16 protein-coding genes and 1 tRNA gene are annotated in these 17,465 nt (G+C 54.3%); 7 read left to right on the plus strand and 10 right to left on the minus strand.

Annotation, left to right across the window (positions count from 1 at the left end; all coding sequences use genetic code 11):
* Positions 1-66 precede the first annotated feature (66 nt).
* On the minus strand, positions 67-1,434 hold the full coding sequence (locus tag IPM28_04635) for a tetratricopeptide repeat protein (GenBank protein MBK9172281.1): 1,368 nt from the start codon (positions 1,432-1,434) through the stop codon (positions 67-69).
* Positions 1,435-1,597: 163 nt separating this feature from the next.
* Positions 1,598-2,455 (minus strand): hypothetical protein, encoded by an 858-nt coding sequence (locus IPM28_04640; protein ID MBK9172282.1) that lies wholly within the window; start codon positions 2,453-2,455, stop codon positions 1,598-1,600.
* 218 nt (positions 2,456-2,673) lie between these two features.
* Here IPM28_04640 and IPM28_04645 point away from each other — a divergent pair, with 218 nt between their 5' ends.
* From IPM28_04645 to IPM28_04655, 3 genes are all read left to right on the plus strand, one after another.
* Complete coding sequence (locus tag IPM28_04645; GenBank protein ID MBK9172283.1) at positions 2,674-3,366, plus strand: sigma-70 family RNA polymerase sigma factor; 693 nt, start codon at positions 2,674-2,676, stop codon at positions 3,364-3,366.
* Between the two features lie 259 nt (positions 3,367-3,625).
* Positions 3,626-4,438 carry a zf-HC2 domain-containing protein gene (locus tag IPM28_04650; protein MBK9172284.1) on the plus strand — a complete coding sequence of 271 codons (813 nt, stop codon included), beginning with the start codon at positions 3,626-3,628 and terminating at the stop codon, positions 4,436-4,438.
* A 105-nt stretch (positions 4,439-4,543) separates the two neighbouring features.
* Positions 4,544-5,731 carry a carotenoid 1,2-hydratase gene (locus IPM28_04655; GenBank protein MBK9172285.1) on the plus strand — a complete coding sequence of 396 codons (1,188 nt, stop codon included), beginning with the start codon at positions 4,544-4,546 and terminating at the stop codon, positions 5,729-5,731.
* Between the two features lie 62 nt (positions 5,732-5,793).
* On the opposite strand, the gene IPM28_04660 is transcribed toward IPM28_04655, so the two are convergent.
* Both IPM28_04660 and IPM28_04665 read right to left on the minus strand, forming a co-directional pair.
* Complete coding sequence (locus IPM28_04660) at positions 5,794-7,191, minus strand: tetratricopeptide repeat protein (protein ID MBK9172286.1); 1,398 nt, start codon at positions 7,189-7,191, stop codon at positions 5,794-5,796.
* 25 nt (positions 7,192-7,216) lie between these two features.
* Positions 7,217-9,163, minus strand: coding sequence for a protein kinase (locus tag IPM28_04665; GenBank protein MBK9172287.1), 1,947 nt, complete (start codon positions 9,161-9,163; stop codon positions 7,217-7,219).
* 831 nt (positions 9,164-9,994) lie between these two features.
* Here IPM28_04665 and IPM28_04670 point away from each other — a divergent pair.
* From IPM28_04670 to IPM28_04680, 3 genes are all read left to right on the plus strand, one after another.
* On the plus strand, positions 9,995-10,984 hold the full coding sequence (locus IPM28_04670; GenBank protein MBK9172288.1) for a VWA domain-containing protein: 990 nt from the start codon (positions 9,995-9,997) through the stop codon (positions 10,982-10,984).
* Positions 10,985-11,084: 100 nt separating this feature from the next.
* Positions 11,085-11,161 (plus strand) — tRNA-Arg (locus IPM28_04675).
* Between the two features lie 212 nt (positions 11,162-11,373).
* Complete coding sequence (locus tag IPM28_04680) at positions 11,374-11,790, plus strand: hypothetical protein (protein ID MBK9172289.1); 417 nt, start codon at positions 11,374-11,376, stop codon at positions 11,788-11,790.
* A gap of 127 nt (positions 11,791-11,917) precedes the next feature.
* On the opposite strand, the gene IPM28_04685 is transcribed toward IPM28_04680, so the two are convergent.
* The 5 genes from IPM28_04685 to IPM28_04705 all read right to left on the minus strand — a co-directional run bounded on the left by IPM28_04685 (position 11,918) and on the right by IPM28_04705 (position 16,967).
* Entirely contained in the window at positions 11,918-14,398 is a 2,481-nt protein-coding gene (locus tag IPM28_04685) for a tape measure protein (GenBank protein ID MBK9172290.1), read from the minus strand.
* Between the two features lie 205 nt (positions 14,399-14,603).
* Positions 14,604-14,975, minus strand: a complete 372-nt coding sequence (locus tag IPM28_04690; GenBank protein ID MBK9172291.1) for a hypothetical protein — start codon at positions 14,973-14,975, stop codon at positions 14,604-14,606.
* Between the two features lie 172 nt (positions 14,976-15,147).
* On the minus strand, positions 15,148-16,038 hold the full coding sequence (locus IPM28_04695) for a phage major capsid protein (GenBank protein ID MBK9172292.1): 891 nt from the start codon (positions 16,036-16,038) through the stop codon (positions 15,148-15,150).
* Between the two features lie 62 nt (positions 16,039-16,100).
* Positions 16,101-16,511, minus strand: coding sequence for a hypothetical protein (locus IPM28_04700; GenBank protein ID MBK9172293.1), 411 nt, complete (start codon positions 16,509-16,511; stop codon positions 16,101-16,103).
* 180 nt (positions 16,512-16,691) lie between these two features.
* On the minus strand, positions 16,692-16,967 hold the full coding sequence (locus IPM28_04705; GenBank protein MBK9172294.1) for a hypothetical protein: 276 nt from the start codon (positions 16,965-16,967) through the stop codon (positions 16,692-16,694).
* A 7-nt stretch (positions 16,968-16,974) separates the two neighbouring features.
* Between IPM28_04705 and IPM28_04710 the strand changes: the two genes are divergently transcribed.
* Complete coding sequence (locus IPM28_04710) at positions 16,975-17,172, plus strand: hypothetical protein (protein MBK9172295.1); 198 nt, start codon at positions 16,975-16,977, stop codon at positions 17,170-17,172.
* Positions 17,173-17,194: 22 nt separating this feature from the next.
* Here the strand turns inward: IPM28_04710 and IPM28_04715 are convergent, their stop codons facing one another.
* Entirely contained in the window at positions 17,195-17,461 is a 267-nt protein-coding gene (locus tag IPM28_04715; protein MBK9172296.1) for a hypothetical protein, read from the minus strand.
* Positions 17,462-17,465: the final 4 nt, after the last annotated feature.

Below are 17,465 nucleotides of genomic sequence, written 5' to 3' on the forward strand. Positions count from 1 at the left end.
CGGCTATACTTCGCAATCGTGAAGGCATGTACTCCGGAACACCTTTCGGACGCATGCCTTCTTTTTCTAGTTGTTTCGCGAATCTCCGTCCTCGATCATGTCGAACGGTATCCTGCTTTCCAGCATCCTGCGTCCGATGCCGATCACAAGCCAAAAAAAGCATGCGACCATCGAGACCGCCCAGCCAATATTGGCGATAAGCACATCCTCGACCGCGACACCCAAGATGATCATCGGAATTCCGGCGATACCGATTCGAAGTGACGTTTTTTTGGCACGATCAAGCGAATCGAGCAGGTTTACTCGACTGATCTCGAGCTCCATGTATTCGTCGTCATCATGCAATCGCGAAAAATACTCGACCTCGACCCTTGTCCAACGACGAAGTGCGGTCGATCGGGCAAGGGCATTAGCCGATGCGAAATTGTGGATCACGTGTGCGATCTTACCTTCGCGGAGCGCGATCTCGGCCAGACCCCGGAATGCCCGAAAATTTCTTCCCATCGCATCGACGGCCCGTTTGAAGACCGAAGCCGCACGATCCCAATCGCCGATCTGGAAATAAAACTCACCGATCCGGCCCAAGAGCTCTTCGTCGTTGGCAGCGCGACGCTCGGCCAACCGCACCATCGCGATCGCCCGTCGTTCGATCCGGTGATCGCGTTCGGCGCCGGCCAGGGACTGAAGGCAATGTGCAAATTCGAAAAGCAAACGCGAGTCGTTAGGTGAATAGATCAAGGCACGCCGAAATGCCTCGGCCGATCGCAGCAACGCACCCGAAACACGAAGCTCATTGCCGAGTCGGCGCAGCTCGTCCGCTTTCGGCTTCTCGCCGGCATTCGCGATCAAGGCATCGACGGCTCCCTGACGTTTCTTTTTCCTGAAATCGTTCAGAGACCCTTCAAGAACCTCGGCCGACGGGATCTTCGAACGATTGGCACGGAGCCTGACCTCGTTCGGGTCACACAGATACTCCCTGAGCTCGAGTGAACGATGATCCAGAACGTCCTCGTTCAACATAGGCAATACGGCTCGGATCAACTGCCGGTACATGCCGCCCGACGAGACCGAAAATGCCACCGACATGCCGCGGAAGGTCGTCTTGTAACGATAAACGACACTGCCGCTCCGTCTGAAGGTACGAAGAGCCTGAGAGTCGACCTGTTCGACGTCCGCGAGCTTGATATTCGTCCGCGAACTATTTGCGCGAGCCCAAAGTACGGGGAGCAGGCCTGTTCTGAAAAGCCGGCGTCCATCGAATGAGATCCGGTCAAAGAACCAAAGCAGCGGTAGGATCACCCAAGCGACGGTCAAACCGACCGAGGCAACGAGAACGTTGTCGAGATAAAACAAGAAAGCCGAGACAAATGACAGAAAAAATACGGCCGCGATATAACTTCCCGGCGAGACCCTGACCCTGATAGGGTTCGTCAAACGCCGCTTTGTTGAACGTGGACCGATATGCTCAGTTCGCAGAATATTTTGTTGCTCGATGGTTTCCAAAGCTTGACCCCGGCCTGCGTCTATATTTTACGCTTAACCGAGGTCAAAAGTAACGGAAAAGTGAATTTACGTGTTCGGATCTGGAATTCTGGTCTTAAAGACCGAATGGTGAACCGGCAGCAGGCGGAGGTTCTGGCAACTCCTTTGCCTTTTCCGCATCAAGCTCTTGCAGCTTTGTCTTTGCGTTCTGAGCCGTCGACGATAAAGGCACAGCCTTGCCATCAAGGTCCTTAGCCTCGGTCGCTGCCTTAACAAGATCAAATAGGGCGGTCACCGCCTCAGCTTTCTTCCCCTGTTTCTCGTATATCTTCGCTAACTCAAAATTAATGGTTTCCTTTGCAACGATCGGATCGCTTGAGGCAGCCAATTCCTGGTATAGCGATGCAGCCTGATCAAATACACCGTCTGTCGCCTTAGCCTGGGCAAGTGCGAACTTCGAGAGGCTGCCGACTTCACCGCCAGTCTTCGCGAGGGCCTCGAGTTCGGCGATCCCGGCTTGCCTATCGAGCGTAAGTCTGTTTACCGCGATGAAATACTTCGCCTTCTCTCCAACAGAGCCGCCGTAAGTGTTACGCACCATTTCAAACTCGGCGATCGCGGCCTCTGCTCGTTCTCGTTGGGTCTTAAAGGTTCTTTCGGTCGAACCTGCCGGCGGAGCCTGATCGGTCACAGCAGATTGTGAGGTAACGATCGCCTTGCCGAGGGCCGTTTGAGCTTGGGCGTTCGAACGACCGCTCCAAGTCATGACGATCCCGACGATCAGGGCCAACACAACGATCGCGGCGAGTCCATACAGGATGTTTCGCCCTTTGCCCTCCAAAAGCTTGCCGGCCTCTTCGATCGATCGCCCGACCTTTTGCTGGAACGGATCTTGGTAGCGTGGTTTTGCCGCCGTGTCGGCTGCTGGCTCCGCGGCGACCGGAGCATCAAATCGACGTTTCTTTCTTGTCATTACGTTATTCGTGCAATTATGACGAGCACCATCGTTATATCAATGGGATATCAGGTTTTTTCCAAAAGATTTAAATTAGCACAGAAACCTGAATCCGCACAAAAGTCCGGAAACGCTGATGCAATCTGGTGAATCGAAACGATGGAAAAAAAAGTTTCGCTAATTGGGAACAAATCAGCCAAAATGGTGTCTAAGTAATCACCGGTCGCGAGTGCCGGATGAAATGCAAGCGTTTTGCCTTCGGGAAAAACCACGAGATGCTCTTCAGCAGGTCAATCACATTTGACGACGAAGAATTAGGAAGTGTCGCTGTGGCGGCAGAGGTGTCGAGTGCGTTTCCGACGGCAGAAAGACAGTTCATTGAAAAACTAAGATCGGGCGATGGCGAAGCTTTTGATCTGCTTATCTCACGTTACTCGAACGACGTTTATTCGCTTTTGCACCGGTTGACCGCGGATCCGGACGAAGCCGGCGACCTGACCCAGGAGACCTTTTTGAGCGCATTGAAGGCGATCAAGTCCTTTCGCGGCGAATCGGAATTGAAAACGTGGTTGTTCAGGATCGCGATCAACCATTCTCGCAATAGGTTTCGCTGGTGGAAACGCCGTCATCGGAACGACACCGTCTCGCTCGAGGATTCGCGATCCGAAGATGGGCTCACGGTTGGCGAGAAACTCGAATCGGCCGGGTCAGACCCTGAAGCTTCGATACTTTCGCGCGAGCGCGAGAATTCGATCTGCAAGGCTCTCGCCGAACTGCCCGAGGCTTATCGCGAGGTGATAGTTCTCTGCGACATCGAAGGCAGGGCGTACGATGAGATAGCCTCATTGCTGATGATGAACATCGGAACCGTGAAATCGCGGATCGCCCGAGGCCGCGAGCTGATGCGGCGAAAATTGAGTGATTTTTGAAAATTGAATTGATGACTGACTCGCCCCGGTTGGACTTTGAAATAAGACGTATCGGTGCCAAACGAGAGGTCGAAAATGACGGATTCAGGATGCGAGATATGAGCGACTGCAGTTCGGTGGTTTTTTGAAATTGACCAGCAATCAATATTGGAATTACCGGATAAACGGTTTCGGATCTTTCAGACGTTAATGCGTTGTTTTCTGCAAACAAAGGATAGCCGGGGTCAGTGAGTCATATAATTCGATTCTTGAATGTGAGATGAAATGTCAAGATCTACAATTTGAACTTCCGCTTTACTTTGACGATGTACTGTCGCCTGCCGAAGTTGCAAAGATCGATGAGCACCTGGCCGAATGCCCGCTTTGCAGACGTCGACTCGCCGATATGCAGGAACTCCGCCAAGCGATGCGTTCGCTCGCTCGTCCGGTAATTCCAGCTCGAACGCTGGCGGCGATCAGAACGGCTGTCGCTGAAAAAGCTCACATCAGAATTCCTGCTCCTGGATTTCGCTTGATCGAAAGCAAACGAAATTGGGTAGATACCTGGCTAATTCCCTATGCGGTCGGATCGGTGGCGTCGGTCATGATCTGTTTCACGCTTTTATGGTTCCTTCTGGTGCCGCCACAGACTTTCGAGATCGTATCTGAACGGCAGCGAAGCAGCGAGGCGATGTCGGAAATAATGCTCGCTTCGACCAACCCCGATGTGATCGATATTTCACCGCTTCAATATGCGAACGCGCGGTTGTCGGTGGCGGGCGAATCGCCAAGCATTAACCCTCAAGGTGCACTGGTAGCCTTGACGCGTTCGCTCATGCGGGGCGAAATGAACGATGACGAAGTCGTTGTCGTAGCGGACGTTTTCGGGAACGGCCTTGCACGGATCGCCGAGGTCGTCGAACCCTCTCACGACAAAAAGGCGATCGTCGAACTGCAGAAGGCTCTGCAATCCGACCCGGATTTCGCTCCGTTCGTTCCCGCCTCGATGGATCGGCGGTCTGGAAGTGTAAGGGTCGTTCTAAAACTCCAAAGTGTTAATGTAGAGGCAGAAAGCGATCCGCCTGCTTTTTAGATCGTCAGGCAGAAAGGTGATGAGCGGCACGGCGTGTTAAATGCAGTGCCGTTTTTTTGATGAATCCGATGGCCTATTATCTATCGAACTACTACCGTTACACTTATGGGCAACGAAAGTCTTTATCAGCAATTTTTGTATCGAACCGAGGTCGCCGCGGCCGATTTTTTTGAGGCCGTTGCCGAAAGAGTCGTCGGCAGGGCTGAAACGCTTCGTGGCGAAACGATCCACGACCCGGTCTCTTTGCCTCGGGACCTTGCCGCTCACTCTGACGCGCAGACCGAATGGTGGTATTACACAGGACACTTAGCCACGCTTAGCGGCCGGAAGTTCGGTTTCGAGTTGGTTTTCTTCAAGCGGCGGACAGATCTCGACAAATTTGCGGTCGTGCCGCTGCGACTGTTGGGAAATCCATTTTATTTCGCCCATTTTGCTCTGACTGATCATGAGGAACGATCGTTCCGATACGACCATCGAAAAAGTTCGAACGGCGTGCTTGATTCGGAAGCCTCAGCTTCTGAAACGCACTATTACCTGAGGCTCGGTGACTGGTCGGCCCGCGAAGCGGCCGGAATGCACATATTGACGGCATCTCTCCCCGACGGTACGAGGTTCGAAGTCGCTCTTGACCCGGCAAAGCCGGTCGTCCTCAACGGCGACAACGGCGTTTCGTTCAAAGACCACGGCGAGGCTTCACGCTACTTCTCTTACACAAGGATGAAAGCCGAGGGCGACCTGACGATCAATGGTAAGACCGAACATTTCACGGGATCCGCGTGGATGGACCGTGAATTCGGGACGTGGGCCCCGACCGAGAATCAGAAAGGATGGGACTGGTTCTCGATTCAGCTTGATAACGAAAGCGAACTCATGTGCTATCACCTGCGAAACAGCGAAGGTGCGACCTCGCCGCACTCAAGCGGAACTTTCGTAAATGTCGACGGTTCCGTCAGACCGCTCGCCAATTCGGATTTTACGATCACGCCCGTTGACCACTGGACGAGTTCAAGATCTGGTGCGACATATCCGATCGAATGGCGGGTCAAGGTGCCTTCACTCGAAATTGATCTGAACGTATTTCCAATAATGAGAGAACAGGAACTCGACACGCGCGGAACGACGATGATCGTTTATTGGGAGGGCGCCTGTCGAGTGACCGGAAAAATGAACGGCCGGCCTGTAAAGGGCGACGCCTACGTCGAAATGGTCGGCTACGACCGGTCGCACGATCAGCCGAATCTGGCGCATTTTTTGTTCGGAAACCCTCTCGACCTGCTTGGGATCTTCACTTAAGACAAGAAGGGCGGTCCAAGACATCCGGTCTTGTTCCGCCTCCTGTTGATCTCGGAAACCTGTCAGGGCAGCTTGTCGATCTCGGCCTTAAGCGTCGCCGCGAGTCCTTTATCGATCGCCGTCAGAGCGTTGTATTGGATCGTCGCAAGCCCCTTTTCTTTTTCGACCACCAGCAATCTACCAAGGTTGTAACGTGCCCTCGCAAATGAAGGAGCCAGACGAATTGCCTCGTTGTAAGCCTCGATCGCTTTCGAACGCTGATTGTCCGCAAAGTAAGCATTCCCAAGAAGGTAAAATCCATCCGAGTAGTCCGGACGCTCCTTCACATATGCCTCAAGGCCGGTAACCGCGCGTTTGTAATATCGCGTAGCATCGGCCGGCTTGTTCAGAATGTCGTGAGCGCGGCCGAGGTAGAAATACGTCTCGCCGTCATCGGGCTTCAGACGCAGGGCGTTGTTACATTCGCGAATCGCCAGTTCAGGTTTTTCGAGATCGTTATAGGCACGGCAAAGATTCGTATAGGCCATGTACTGATCGGGCAAAAGCTTGATGCCCGCTTTGGCTGCTTCCACAGCTTCTTCATGGCGATTTGCAAGACTGTAATACCACGACAGATCGGTAAAAATATTTCCGTCGTTCCCAAAAACCGCAAGCGCACTTCGCGAAGTCTTTATCGCCTCATCAAACCTGTTCTGCGAACGATAAAGATCGGCCAAACTTCGATAGATCTCATAGTTCTTCGGGTTTGCCGCCTTCGCGCTCTCGAACGCGGCGATCGCCTGCGTGATGTTCCCGAGCTTTTGATGACCATCAGCTAATAAGAGAAACGCATCGCCCGGAAAACGGGTGCCTTTGTTGATCGCTTCCTGCGCGGAACCGACCTGATTCTTTGTGTCCCTGAGATTGAAGTAGGACTTAGAAATACTCAGGTACAATTCTGCATTGTTCGGGGTTCGGACAAGTGCCTTTTGATAGGCATCCAAAGCATCACGATAATTCTTGTTAACAAAACTCATATCGCCGCGGGCGATCTGGAGCTCGTGATTGGCGGCATCGATCGCGAGGCCGCTGTTAACGTCGGCCATCGCTGCTTCATAGTTCTTGTTAGCAAAATGTATCCGCCAGCGGTTCGAATAGATATCGATCGGCTTTTCGTAACCCAGGTCGAGAGCGGCAGTAAGTTCGTTCAACGCCAACTCATAATCGCCGGTGTACATGTGCGCCAGGCCTTTCCAAAACCGCGATGAGGCGACTCGGGGCGCGAGTGCGATCGACATCGCGTATTTGTCGATCGCCAAACGATAGTCCTTCTGATTGTAAGCCCGGCTTCCTTCCTGAAATAATGCCGCAGCTCGCTGATTTTCACGACGCTGCTGAGCCATAAGCCCCGGGGCGGCGATCGCGAATAGAATTGCAAGGACGGCGACGGTAAACGTTATGTTGGAAAGCTTCACTCTCATAATTCCAAGCTTCTCGGCGATATCTTTATTGCAGGATGATGGTCCTGTCACGCGTTGGTGCCGGGGTGGGACGCACCGGTGAAGGTGTACGAGCCGGTCTCGTAGGTGTAGGCCTAACCGCCGGTCCTTGTTGTACCGGTGTTTGACGAGGCCTCGGATCGGCGGATTCCGGAGTCGCGACCGGCGTTGGCTCGACCCGAAGATCCGAGTTCTGATTCACCGAATTCGAATTTGAGTTCGACTCCGATTGAGTATTCGAATTCAGGTTCGAACCATATGTGTTATCGATCGTCGGTTCGGGTGAGGGAGTCGGTTCAAAGGTCGGCTCCGGCGTCGGGGTCGGCTCGTCTTGAACAGTGGCCGCGTAATAGTTGTTGTAGTAATAAAGCCCGCCGGCAATCCCACCCAATGCGAGAATGAAAACTGCAAAAAGCCCAGCAAAAATTGCCACTATCTTGCCGGTCGAGCTCTTTTTCGCAGTAACCTTTGCTGCCGGGACAACGGACGCAGACGAAGTAGACTGCGCGGCGACCTCAGCGGGCACTGGTTCGCCTGCGGACTGATCGTCATATTGCCGGTCGCTAAATCCAGGCGTCGTAAAGAAATCGCTCTGGCCGGCAACATTTGCGGAGGAGGCATTTTGATCCTGAAAGGCGATTATCGGCATCGTTGCGTCCGGTGAGAACGACTCACCGTTGCTCGCGGTTTCCGATCTCGTCGGTTCGCTGAAATCCTCGAATTCGTTAGCCGTCGTGTACGATTCGGCCGGGGTTACATTGATCTCCGGCTCATATCTCGGGGTTTCGGGGACGCCGAATGGAGTTGAGCCGCCAGACCCTAGAAAGACCTCGGTCTTCAGATCGGACTGCTTGGGAAGCGAGTTGTGGCCGCCGGGATCAAAAGCGATCGTTGCATCAAAATCGGTCTCGCCCTGCGCAGGTTCGGTGTATGTGGCGTTTCCGGCCGCGCTGATCTCGCCCGGAACGTCGGGCACGCCGAACTGCATCACCTCAGTTTTATCCATGGTTGCGGCGATCGGTTCATTTGCGGCCTTTTCCTGCTGCTCTTGAATATTGAACGCAACGGTCTGAGCCGACATCGCGGTCTGCATCGATGCAAACGCCTTTCGAAGTGCTTTCTGCATCTCGCGAGCATTATCGAAGCGCTTCTCCTGGCTCACCTCCATTCCTTTAAGGATCACGTCCGAAACTGATTTCGGAACTTCAGCATTAAGCTGACTCAGAGGTATGATCGGATCTTCGTCACCGTTGATCAAACTATCCGCACGAGTCAATGCATCGGCCGGAACGGTATTGGTTAGAAGCTGGTACAATGTCGCCGAAAGCGAATAGAGGTCACTTCGCTGGTTAGTGCCGATCCCTCGTATTTGCTCCATCGGAGCGTAATGCGGCGTATAGCCTACTACGCTGCCGGTGCTACCCGAGCTTCCGGAACGCCCGACTCCGGCGTTCGTGTTGCCAGTAGAACTTTTTGAAAGGCCGAAATCCAACAGGATAATGTGGTTTTCATCGGTCAACTTTAGATTTTGCGGCTTGATGTCGCGATGAATTATCGGCGGCTCATGCGAGTGCAAATACGAAAGAGCGTCCAGTAGCTGATCGGCCCAGAACATTACCCAACTCAGCGGAAACGGCTTCTGTGCGACTTCGAGGCGTTTCGCAAGATCGTCACCCGAAATATGCTCCATCACGAGGTACTGTTCTTCGCCCTCAGAAAAATGGTCGCTGACTTTTGGGAGCACCGGATGACGCATGCGGGCTAGGATCCGAGCCTCGCGTTCAAACGCATTCCCGAGCATTTCGTCGCCGGCAAAAAACGTGCGTTTCAGTGCCACAGCACTACCGAGCCGCTGGTCGACCGACAGGTAAACTTCGCCCATTCCGCCTTTGCCGATCATCTGAATGATCAGGTAGCGGTTTTGGATCATCGTGTTTTGTGCAAGAGGTTTCATCTCAATCTGAGCAAGGGGTCTTAGGGCGAAGTGAACGTTTTAGAAACGCAAATCAATATTTTCCAACAAAACGCCTTAAACATCAACAATAAATGCCGTCACCGACCCGCGATGCGACCATTTGGCGAATTGTTTCACGTCGAACCGCCATGCTGCCAGCAGCGGCCCTTTTTCTTAACCCGGCGTGAGCACGGCGTTCCTTTTTTGGTCGGAGCTCCGCAATAAAACACTTCCCCTTGAGATGATACGCCACCGATGTTCGTTTGTTGCTTTCTTTCTGGAGCTGTCTCATCGTATCCGGCACCAGTTTCAGACGTCCGATCGCGCACATTCCCGGATTCCGAAAGTGTAACTGTCGTTGAATCGCTGTTCGCACTATCTCGATCAGTCGACGAAGGAACAGCGGGTTTCAAGCTCCGAACCGATATTCTCTCTCGTGTATCTGCCGCCGGTCGCCCCGAGCCTTCTTTAAAAAAACTCCCAAAACCGAAAACGCCGAGAACGATGCCTAAACCGACGATCACCCGAGGAATAAGGTCGCCCGCTTTATGCTCGGTCTCACAAAGTTGGCAAAACCGGCGGCTGTCCCAAATGCGCCACTCGGCCCGCTCGATCTTATCCCCGCAATTGCAGCAATATGTCGGCTTGTAAAGCATAACGTAACCTTGGTTCGCAGCCTTGCTGGCCACGCACCGGATCCGTTCCGAATTTTGAAAAGTTCTAGGGCACGAAGAGTATAGACCAATTTCGACCTGTTGTTAAGGCAAATGTCCCCGTATCCCTAAAGCAACTGGACTTCTGTTTAGCGCGTCTGATTGATATATTTTCATTATGGCCCGTGTGCTCGCCTCACTTCTCCTGCTGATCCCATTATTCGCCTGCGTAGCGATCCGTGGACAGGACGACGATCCGATCCGGATCGACTCGGCTCTTGTGCGATTGAATGTCGGCGTAGTCGATCAACGCGGACGTCCGATCACGAGCCTTGGGATGCGAAATTTCGTCGTTTACGAAGATGGCGTCAAACAAGAACTTTCGCGATTCGAAATGACCACAGCGCCGTTCAGTGTCGTAATGCTCCTCGACATGAGCGGCTCGACGAAAGGATTTCGTCAAAATATCAAGTTATCGGCTTCGCGTTTCCTGGATGCTTTGGGGCCCGAGGACCGGGTCGCGGTCGTTGAGTTTTATAGTAAGATCAATCTCTTGAATGATTTCACGACTAACCGTAGAACCGCTGCCCAATCTATATCGGTGGCAAACGGACAGGGTGAGACTAGCCTCTACGGGGCAATGCAATTCGCGTTAGAACGCCTTGCAAAGGAGCAAACACGTCGAAAGGCGATCGTCGTTCTTACTGATGGAGTCGATACGTCTGTACAGAACCGTGATCGAGAACTGCTCGGACCTTTGACCGACGACCAGATCGCGAACGCCATTTCACCCGAATCCAGCGAAGAGCTTAACAGCGTTTTGAACACTGCAGATCGGCAGGGCGTCACAATTTACCCACTTGCGTTGCCAACGGGCGATCCGGCGCGCCTCGCAGATCCGACCCCTCGTCAGATCGCGATGTTCCGGGCGGCACGCTCACGGCTGCAGATCGTAGCGGATCGGACCGGCGGAACGCTGAATACGATAAATCGTCTCGAGGAAATGGGAAGGCTTTATGCAGTCGTCGCGGCTGACCTGCGAACGCTCTATACGCTCGAATACGCTCCGAAAAATCTCACGCGTGACGGCAAATGGCGTTCGATCAAGATCGAAGTAACCGATCCGGATCTGATCCCGAGGTCGCGTCAAGGGTATTTTGCGAGATGAACCGTTCGTACATCGACTCGGTGCTTCGACTCATTCGCTAAAATGGCCGAAACTTGACACATATAGTTTAGATTTGTAGTCTATTCATTCGCTTTTGCGAGCACCCGTAGCTCAGCTGGATAGAGTACTTGACTACGAATCAAGGGGTCGCATGTTCGAATCATGCCGGGTGTACCAGCCTTTTCAACGGTTTAGCGTCGTTCCCAAGTCATCACTTCAACCCCTTGGGAACGTACGGGGAACCGTTTAACTACTTACCCACTTCAACCGACAATCGACCTCAAGCATTCCACCACTTACGACCGCCATGATCGTTGCTTCGAGACGTCCCGATGCAATGCTGTAGCGAGAAATGTAGCTACTTTTACACTACAAGGAGAAAAATGATCATGAGTGAAAATCCAAAAGAAGTAAGGCCGCGGATAACACCGGCACTCGAAGCGTTTTTAGGCTTAAAAGATGTAGATCTTTTTATGAGCGTGATCGCGGGCGAGAACGAAGCTCCAGGCGAGGTCGCAACGGGTGACATTTTCGGCGTGAGTGCGCTGCTTGATCGGATTGAGCCAGGCGATCTGGTACTCGATTACGACGCTTTCGAAGAAAAGTCGATTATTCGGCGGCTTGGTTCGCTCGATTTTCAAGACGGACCGGGCCGCGGCAAAGTGCTCTGTGAGGTCGATTTTGATCCGGGCGTTGATACACTCGGTGAGCCGCTGAAACAATCCGGGCGTTGGCATATTGTCGGTCGCGTTGAAGTAACAATCCGTAAGTCGGAACGGCTGCAGAGTATTGAAGCGGCCGCATAGCAGAAACCAACAAAATAATGGCCGCGGATCATTACCCGAAGTCCGCGGCCTTTTTTCCGCCGTCGAGGTCCTTCCACCCCGCCGATGATCAGCGACGAGGTTTCTATGTATCAGCGGAAAGCGATCTTTATTTCAAACCGATGCTTCGACCGATGCGCGAACCAAGTCCGCTGTTGCGGCCGATATCGTCTGCAACCGCGTTTGCGATCACGCCCGGGCTTTGCCTGACCCCGACCCGAACAACATCGCCGGGCCTCATTCCCTCGATCTTTTCCGATAGCCTGGCGACGGCTTCGGCGAGTTCTCGCCTTTCAGGATCACGTCCGCTGATAAACGCATTTTCCGATGCCCGCGAAAACGGATCGGGCGTTTCGTTCGGCCGCGAAGATCCGCCGTAGTTTGACGATGAACCGCTCGACGAGCCGGAAGATGAACCCGAACCACTTCCGCCGCCCATTGCACGGGCACCGAGGGCGAGTCCGAGACCGGCGGCACCGGCGATAACGGCGACCGTGGAATACATCGTTGCCGCCGCCGCGTGCATCGATCCGGAAACAAAATCCCAGCGGGCATAAGCGGCAACCGATTCGGCGGCCTCAAAGACGGCTTTGATCGCGGCCTGAGTCGCGATACTAAAGGCCGTAGCCGAGAGCATCTGCAAAGCTGCCTTCGCCGAGAATTCGCCCGTTGTGAGCCATGCCACGCCCATTTGAACCAAACCGTTGACCATTCCGCCGAGAGCATCCCCGACAAACGCATTGACGTCCTGGTGAACCATCTGGAGCCGCTGCTGAAAGGTCAGCATTGCGTTGGTCGCCGCATCGAACATCGGCACCAATTCACTGCCCAGGCCGGACATTATGCCGCCGTAAAGCGTACCGGGAGCCGTGGCCATTGCCGCCTCAGCATTTTGGCGGGCGATCGCCGCTCGTTCGGCTGCCCTCCGTTCCATCTCGGCGCCTTCGAGGTCCCATCGCTTGTTCAAGTAATCGATGTGCTCTTTCCAGCGTTGTTTGCGTTCGGTGTGGAGCTTTCGTTCTCCTTCCGTGGCCGCCTTTTTCCGATCGGCCTCGCTTTTCGCGTTTTCGGAGCGAAGCGTTTCGATGTCCAGCTCAAGGATCGTCTGTTCCTGCAATGCTCGAGTATGTTCATTCGTTCCGGGAACAAGCTTCTTGATGTATTCACCGAGTTTTTGCTTTTTGAATTCGAGCGTGTCGAGAGCTAGGAATTCCTGAAAGCGTGCAACATCGGCGGCCGAACGCTTTTCGGCCTCGGCATACTCTTGAACGATCGCGAATCGCTTGCGGGCCTCAGCCGCAAAATAGGCCGTCTGGTCTTCGTAAAGCTGCCGGGCGATCCTAATGCGTTCGCGTTCGGCCTCTGCCGCTCTGCGAGCTGAATCGTCCTTCGGCGGGCGGGCGGGTTTGGCTCCGGGCGGTGTCGCCGCCGCGTTTGCCGGTGTACCGGCCTGCAATGCCCGCAGGCGATTCATTTCGCGGCGATAACGGGCGATGACGGCGTTGAACGCTTCCTCTTCACGCTGAAAGCCGGCAACTTCCTTGTTGAACGGATCGGCGGAGTCCTGAAAGCCTTTCGCGATACCCTCGCCCATCTGACGGCCAAAGTCTGCCGCCAATGTGCCGAGATAGGGGATCGTGTAAAGCGAATTGATCAGACCGGCGAACCATCCTTTATCACCGATCTTTGACTGCTCGATGCCTTGCCCGATCGCTTCACCGATGGCGAAGCCGAACGAAACGCCCTGACGGGTTACATCTTCCTTTTGACTTTGGAGTGATTGGGCTATCTTCGACGAGAATTTTGATATTTCATCATAGATCGGCTGAAATGCGGTGCTTGCGGTGTCGAGTGCGATATTGCTGATTATCGACATCGCACCGCTGAAGGTCTGGGCCTGCTTCTGCATCGCCCCGCCGAAGTTAGCCCGCGAGAAATCTTCGAATGCCCGCAAAAGAACTTCAGCCGACAGCTCGCCGTCCTTTGCCATTTTCTGCAATTCGGCCGCCGATTTGCCAAGCTGTTCTGAGAGTATCCGCCAGGCCGGGATGCCGCGTTCCGCGAGCTGATTCATTTCCTCGGCCGAGACCTTCCCCTTCGTTACGACCTGCGAGAACGCAAGGCTGATGCCTTCCATGCGTTCGGCCGTAAGTTCGCCGGTCGCAGCCGCCGTGTTGCCGATCTCCCGGATCAACGGAACGATGCGCTCGAGCTGTATCCCGGCACCCTGCAGCCGTTGCGACATCGATGTCAGCGATTGCAGACTGAGCGGTGTTTGCGTAGCGAGTTTGCGAAGGTCGTCGAGATGCTTTGTCGTAGCGGCGGCGTTGCCGATAAGTGTCGTGAACGCGATCCGCGACTGCTCAAGCCGTGAAGTGAAGTTGAATACGGCGGTACCGGCCTGTTCTGCACCGGCCGTTATCCGCGAAAAGGCATCTGCCGCAAGGCTGCCGCCGAAAACGGCACCCATGCCGCTCGATGACGAAGCCGCCCGCTTCGACATCCGGTCGATCGCCCGTTCGACATCGGTCAACTCGGCCTTTGCCTGTCGTCCGTCCGCCTGTATCTGATATCTGAGCTTAAAATCCATACGGCCTATTTCTTTCGCTTAAGCTTCGCTTCGCGGTTGCGAGCGGCGATATTTTCGGCCCGCATCTTGAGCACGGCCCGGTGAAACCAGAACAGGGGCCAATTCTCGATCTCATGCGGCGGCTGACCGTATTCTTTCGCGATCTCCAGAGTCAGATACTCCGGAAATGTCTTGCCCGCTTTACCTTCGCTCTCGATCCATTGAGCTACTTCGCGGGCTGTGTTTTTCCCGCCGTCATGTCCTGATTGATCGCATCGCGGAGAGCCGTCAGATTGCGGATGTCCTGGGCATCGAGCCAATCTATCGTGATCGGCGAAGGAACATCGATCCCGTCGGGAAGGCCGGTCAGTGAATGAAGCATCGGTTCCAGCTCTTCACTCACCCATACGATCGCGGTCGGATCCTGCTCATACCGCCGCTGTGCCTCGATCCGCTGTGCCTTGAGCATTGCGACCGTCGGTGAATAATAATGCACCGAGATCTCGGTGCTGATGACGTCGCCGGATTCCGAATTCGATTCCCAATTTGCGGACGTTTCGCGTATCGTCCGGGCCTCTCGCTGAATTTTCGTTTTCATAGGTTTATTTGTATTGAAAAGCCCGCCGGATCTGTTCCAACGGGCCGCTTTCGCTCAAAAGGCTCCAGGGCTTCAGCCTGAGTTTTCAATATTTGATAAGCCCGGCGGCATAAAAAGGAAACAAAATACCGCCGGGCTCATCCTGGCCGGAGTTAAAGGCCATTCGTCAAAATCAAGATCCCGACACTTCGCAAAATGCGGCGACTGCCGGAATTGCCAAAAGAAACCGTGTATCGGCTCTCGCGGTTACGAGCCCCATTGTGAAGTCATCTTGATCATACTTTGTGATCTCAAACGTCGGGCCGTAGGCCTCGAAGATCGTCGCGGTTTGAAAATCGCCGACTATCGCGTTGCCGTCTGAAATGGCTGTGCTCGGGAGCACCGGGATCCCGTACAACGTGCCGGACCAGTTCGCCTCATCTACATCCGCAGCGTCAACATAATCGTCCGGCGACATTAAGATCGCCGTGGGCTGAAAACCCGCGGATAAAACGGCCGAGATCGCTGCTTTCAGTGAAGCGGCGGTTGGCATCGCCGGCGTCCAGTTGCGAAGGCCGAGCACGTCCGGAGCCGTGCCATCGCCGTTAATGAGCTGATTATCGACCGTAACGAGTAGTTGCCGGGCCAGCTCCGTCCGCAGCCAGGCTGAAAACGAAACGGAGTCTTCAACCGTCTCTTCGGTGGCTTTCGAGAAAACCGCTGCTTTCCCGAGCCGAACCGTTGCCGGCTCAAAGTCCGGCGTAAATTCGGGCTTGTCGTCGCCCTCAAGCGTCATTGTGGCGGCCGGTGTTATCGAACCCGTCGAAGGCACCAGGACCTGGTTCGCTTCCGTGAGCTTTTCGCGGCGGAAGAGATCGGCGATATACCGAAGGCTGCGAGGTGTCGGGAAAGATCCCATTTTCTCGCTTTCGAGGTTCGAACTCGAAAGAGCTGCCCGGGTCAGCGTGACCTGAGCCTGCCGAGCCGCGTTTCGGTCCTGTTTCGCGGTCCGGTATAGGCACCGAAGCATCTCAAAACCCGCGTCCCGATTTTCCCAGATTCGCTTTTCGTATGGTCTTTGCATAACTGCGAGAAAGCGTAGCATGACGACAGCCGTCGACTGTGAGATCTCCGCAAAAAGCCTATTTACGGGAGTCTGAGCATTTTTGCGGGCCGTCCGCTCGTTTGTTCGGTGTACGTTTCGATCAGGCCGCCGTCGATCGCCATGGTGACCAGGCGGCGGCCTTCATCGCGAACGAAAGGAAGCTGTTCGACAAGAAAGCCCCGCGTGCATGGCTGAATATCTCGCACCCGTTCGAGAAGGATCTGGAGCTTCTCGCTGTCACTAATCTCAAACGACGTTTTCAGGACGGCAGCGAAGCCAAGAAAAGCGTACCGGATCGGGCTTTCGTGCGAATATTCGCCCGCCGTCAATTCGAGTTCGTGGATGTCGTTTTGGAGCTGAAGAAGTTCCTCGCTGTTCATCTCATTCGCTGAATGGATCGTTGAACGACCGAACCGCCCGGCGCCGCCCGGCGCACGAATCGTTATCGTCATCGAAAAAGACTCCCGAACCCGCGAAGCCTTTCACCGGCCGAAATCGTTCCCCGTTCGCCCTGGTAAACCATCCATCACCGTTCGGGCCTTTTAGCTTCGGTTCCGGCTTCGGTTCCGGATCCGCGACCGGAATCGTTTCGACCGGCGGCCAAAAGTGATTTTTGATCTTCTGCAGAATGTTCATCGCTTTATCCCCTTTTCGCTTATCCGCCCGGGCTCGCCTCGTTCGGCCCAATATCGCTTTCGGTTGTATTCGGCGATCTTCGCCGGGTTCGCTTTTGCCCATGCCGCATTCTTGGCGAGGCGTTCCTCACGGTTCGCCAAATATGATCTTCTTGCCCGAATCGCGTGACACGCCCGACACTGGGAACTGAGCCCGGTTTTGAGCCTGGCATCCTTCGGAAATTCTCCGAGCGGTTTCGATGATCCGCATTTTGTGCAAGGTTTGGTTTCCATATCTTCGATGACGATTTCACGAAATTTTTATCAGTTACTGACCAAGCGCCGTCGTGCGATACCCGCAGGCGAGGAAGGGCCAGGAAGGACCCGCGAACGAAAGAGCGCTCTAATGAATGATGCCGCGGTCCAGCAGCCGGGCCAGGCCGCGGCGTATTCGCGAAGTTTCAACATATCGACTAGAGACGGAATGGATTCCATGTAGCCGCCGGCCGTCTTCGCGAAGATCAATCGAAGCGCGAAGGCCACTCGTCTTCGCCTTCGACGAGCCTTTTCAACCACTCGATGTGATTCGGCCGGCATTCTTTCTCAAGACGCTTGATGAATTCCTGTCGGGCATCTTCAGGCAACGATTGCAGATACTCCTGGATCAATGGCGCGACCATCAATTGCAGGCCGAAAAAATAGTCCGCAAGGCTTTCGAACACCCGGACGATCTCCGGATTTGAATCGCTTTCCGATCTGAGAAACGGGAATTTGGTATCGTCGCTCATCGCA

The organism is Chloracidobacterium sp. (assembly GCA_016716305.1).
Lineage (GTDB): Bacteria > Acidobacteriota > Blastocatellia > Pyrinomonadales > Pyrinomonadaceae > OLB17.

Coding starts and splice junctions, on each gene's coding strand:
- IPM28_04640 (MBK9172282.1), bottom strand. CDS start 2,455: ATGACAAGAAAGAAACGTCGATTTGATGCTCCGGTCGCCGCGGAGCCA.
- IPM28_04645 (MBK9172283.1), top strand. CDS start 2,674: ATGAAATGCAAGCGTTTTGCCTTCGGGAAAAACCACGAGATGCTCTTC.
- IPM28_04650 (MBK9172284.1), top strand. CDS start 3,626: ATGAAATGTCAAGATCTACAATTTGAACTTCCGCTTTACTTTGACGAT.
- IPM28_04655 (MBK9172285.1), top strand. CDS start 4,544: ATGGGCAACGAAAGTCTTTATCAGCAATTTTTGTATCGAACCGAGGTC.
- IPM28_04660 (MBK9172286.1), bottom strand. CDS start 7,191: ATGAGAGTGAAGCTTTCCAACATAACGTTTACCGTCGCCGTCCTTGCA.
- IPM28_04665 (MBK9172287.1), bottom strand. CDS start 9,163: ATGAAACCTCTTGCACAAAACACGATGATCCAAAACCGCTACCTGATC.
- IPM28_04670 (MBK9172288.1), top strand. CDS start 9,995: ATGGCCCGTGTGCTCGCCTCACTTCTCCTGCTGATCCCATTATTCGCC.
- IPM28_04680 (MBK9172289.1), top strand. CDS start 11,374: ATGAGTGAAAATCCAAAAGAAGTAAGGCCGCGGATAACACCGGCACTC.
- IPM28_04685 (MBK9172290.1), bottom strand. CDS start 14,398: ATGGATTTTAAGCTCAGATATCAGATACAGGCGGACGGACGACAGGCA.
- IPM28_04690 (MBK9172291.1), bottom strand. CDS start 14,975: ATGAAAACGAAAATTCAGCGAGAGGCCCGGACGATACGCGAAACGTCC.
- IPM28_04695 (MBK9172292.1), bottom strand. CDS start 16,038: ATGCAAAGACCATACGAAAAGCGAATCTGGGAAAATCGGGACGCGGGT.
- IPM28_04700 (MBK9172293.1), bottom strand. CDS start 16,511: ATGACGATAACGATTCGTGCGCCGGGCGGCGCCGGGCGGTTCGGTCGT.
- IPM28_04705 (MBK9172294.1), bottom strand. CDS start 16,967: ATGGAAACCAAACCTTGCACAAAATGCGGATCATCGAAACCGCTCGGA.
- IPM28_04710 (MBK9172295.1), top strand. CDS start 16,975: ATGACGATTTCACGAAATTTTTATCAGTTACTGACCAAGCGCCGTCGT.
- IPM28_04715 (MBK9172296.1), bottom strand. CDS start 17,461: ATGAGCGACGATACCAAATTCCCGTTTCTCAGATCGGAAAGCGATTCA.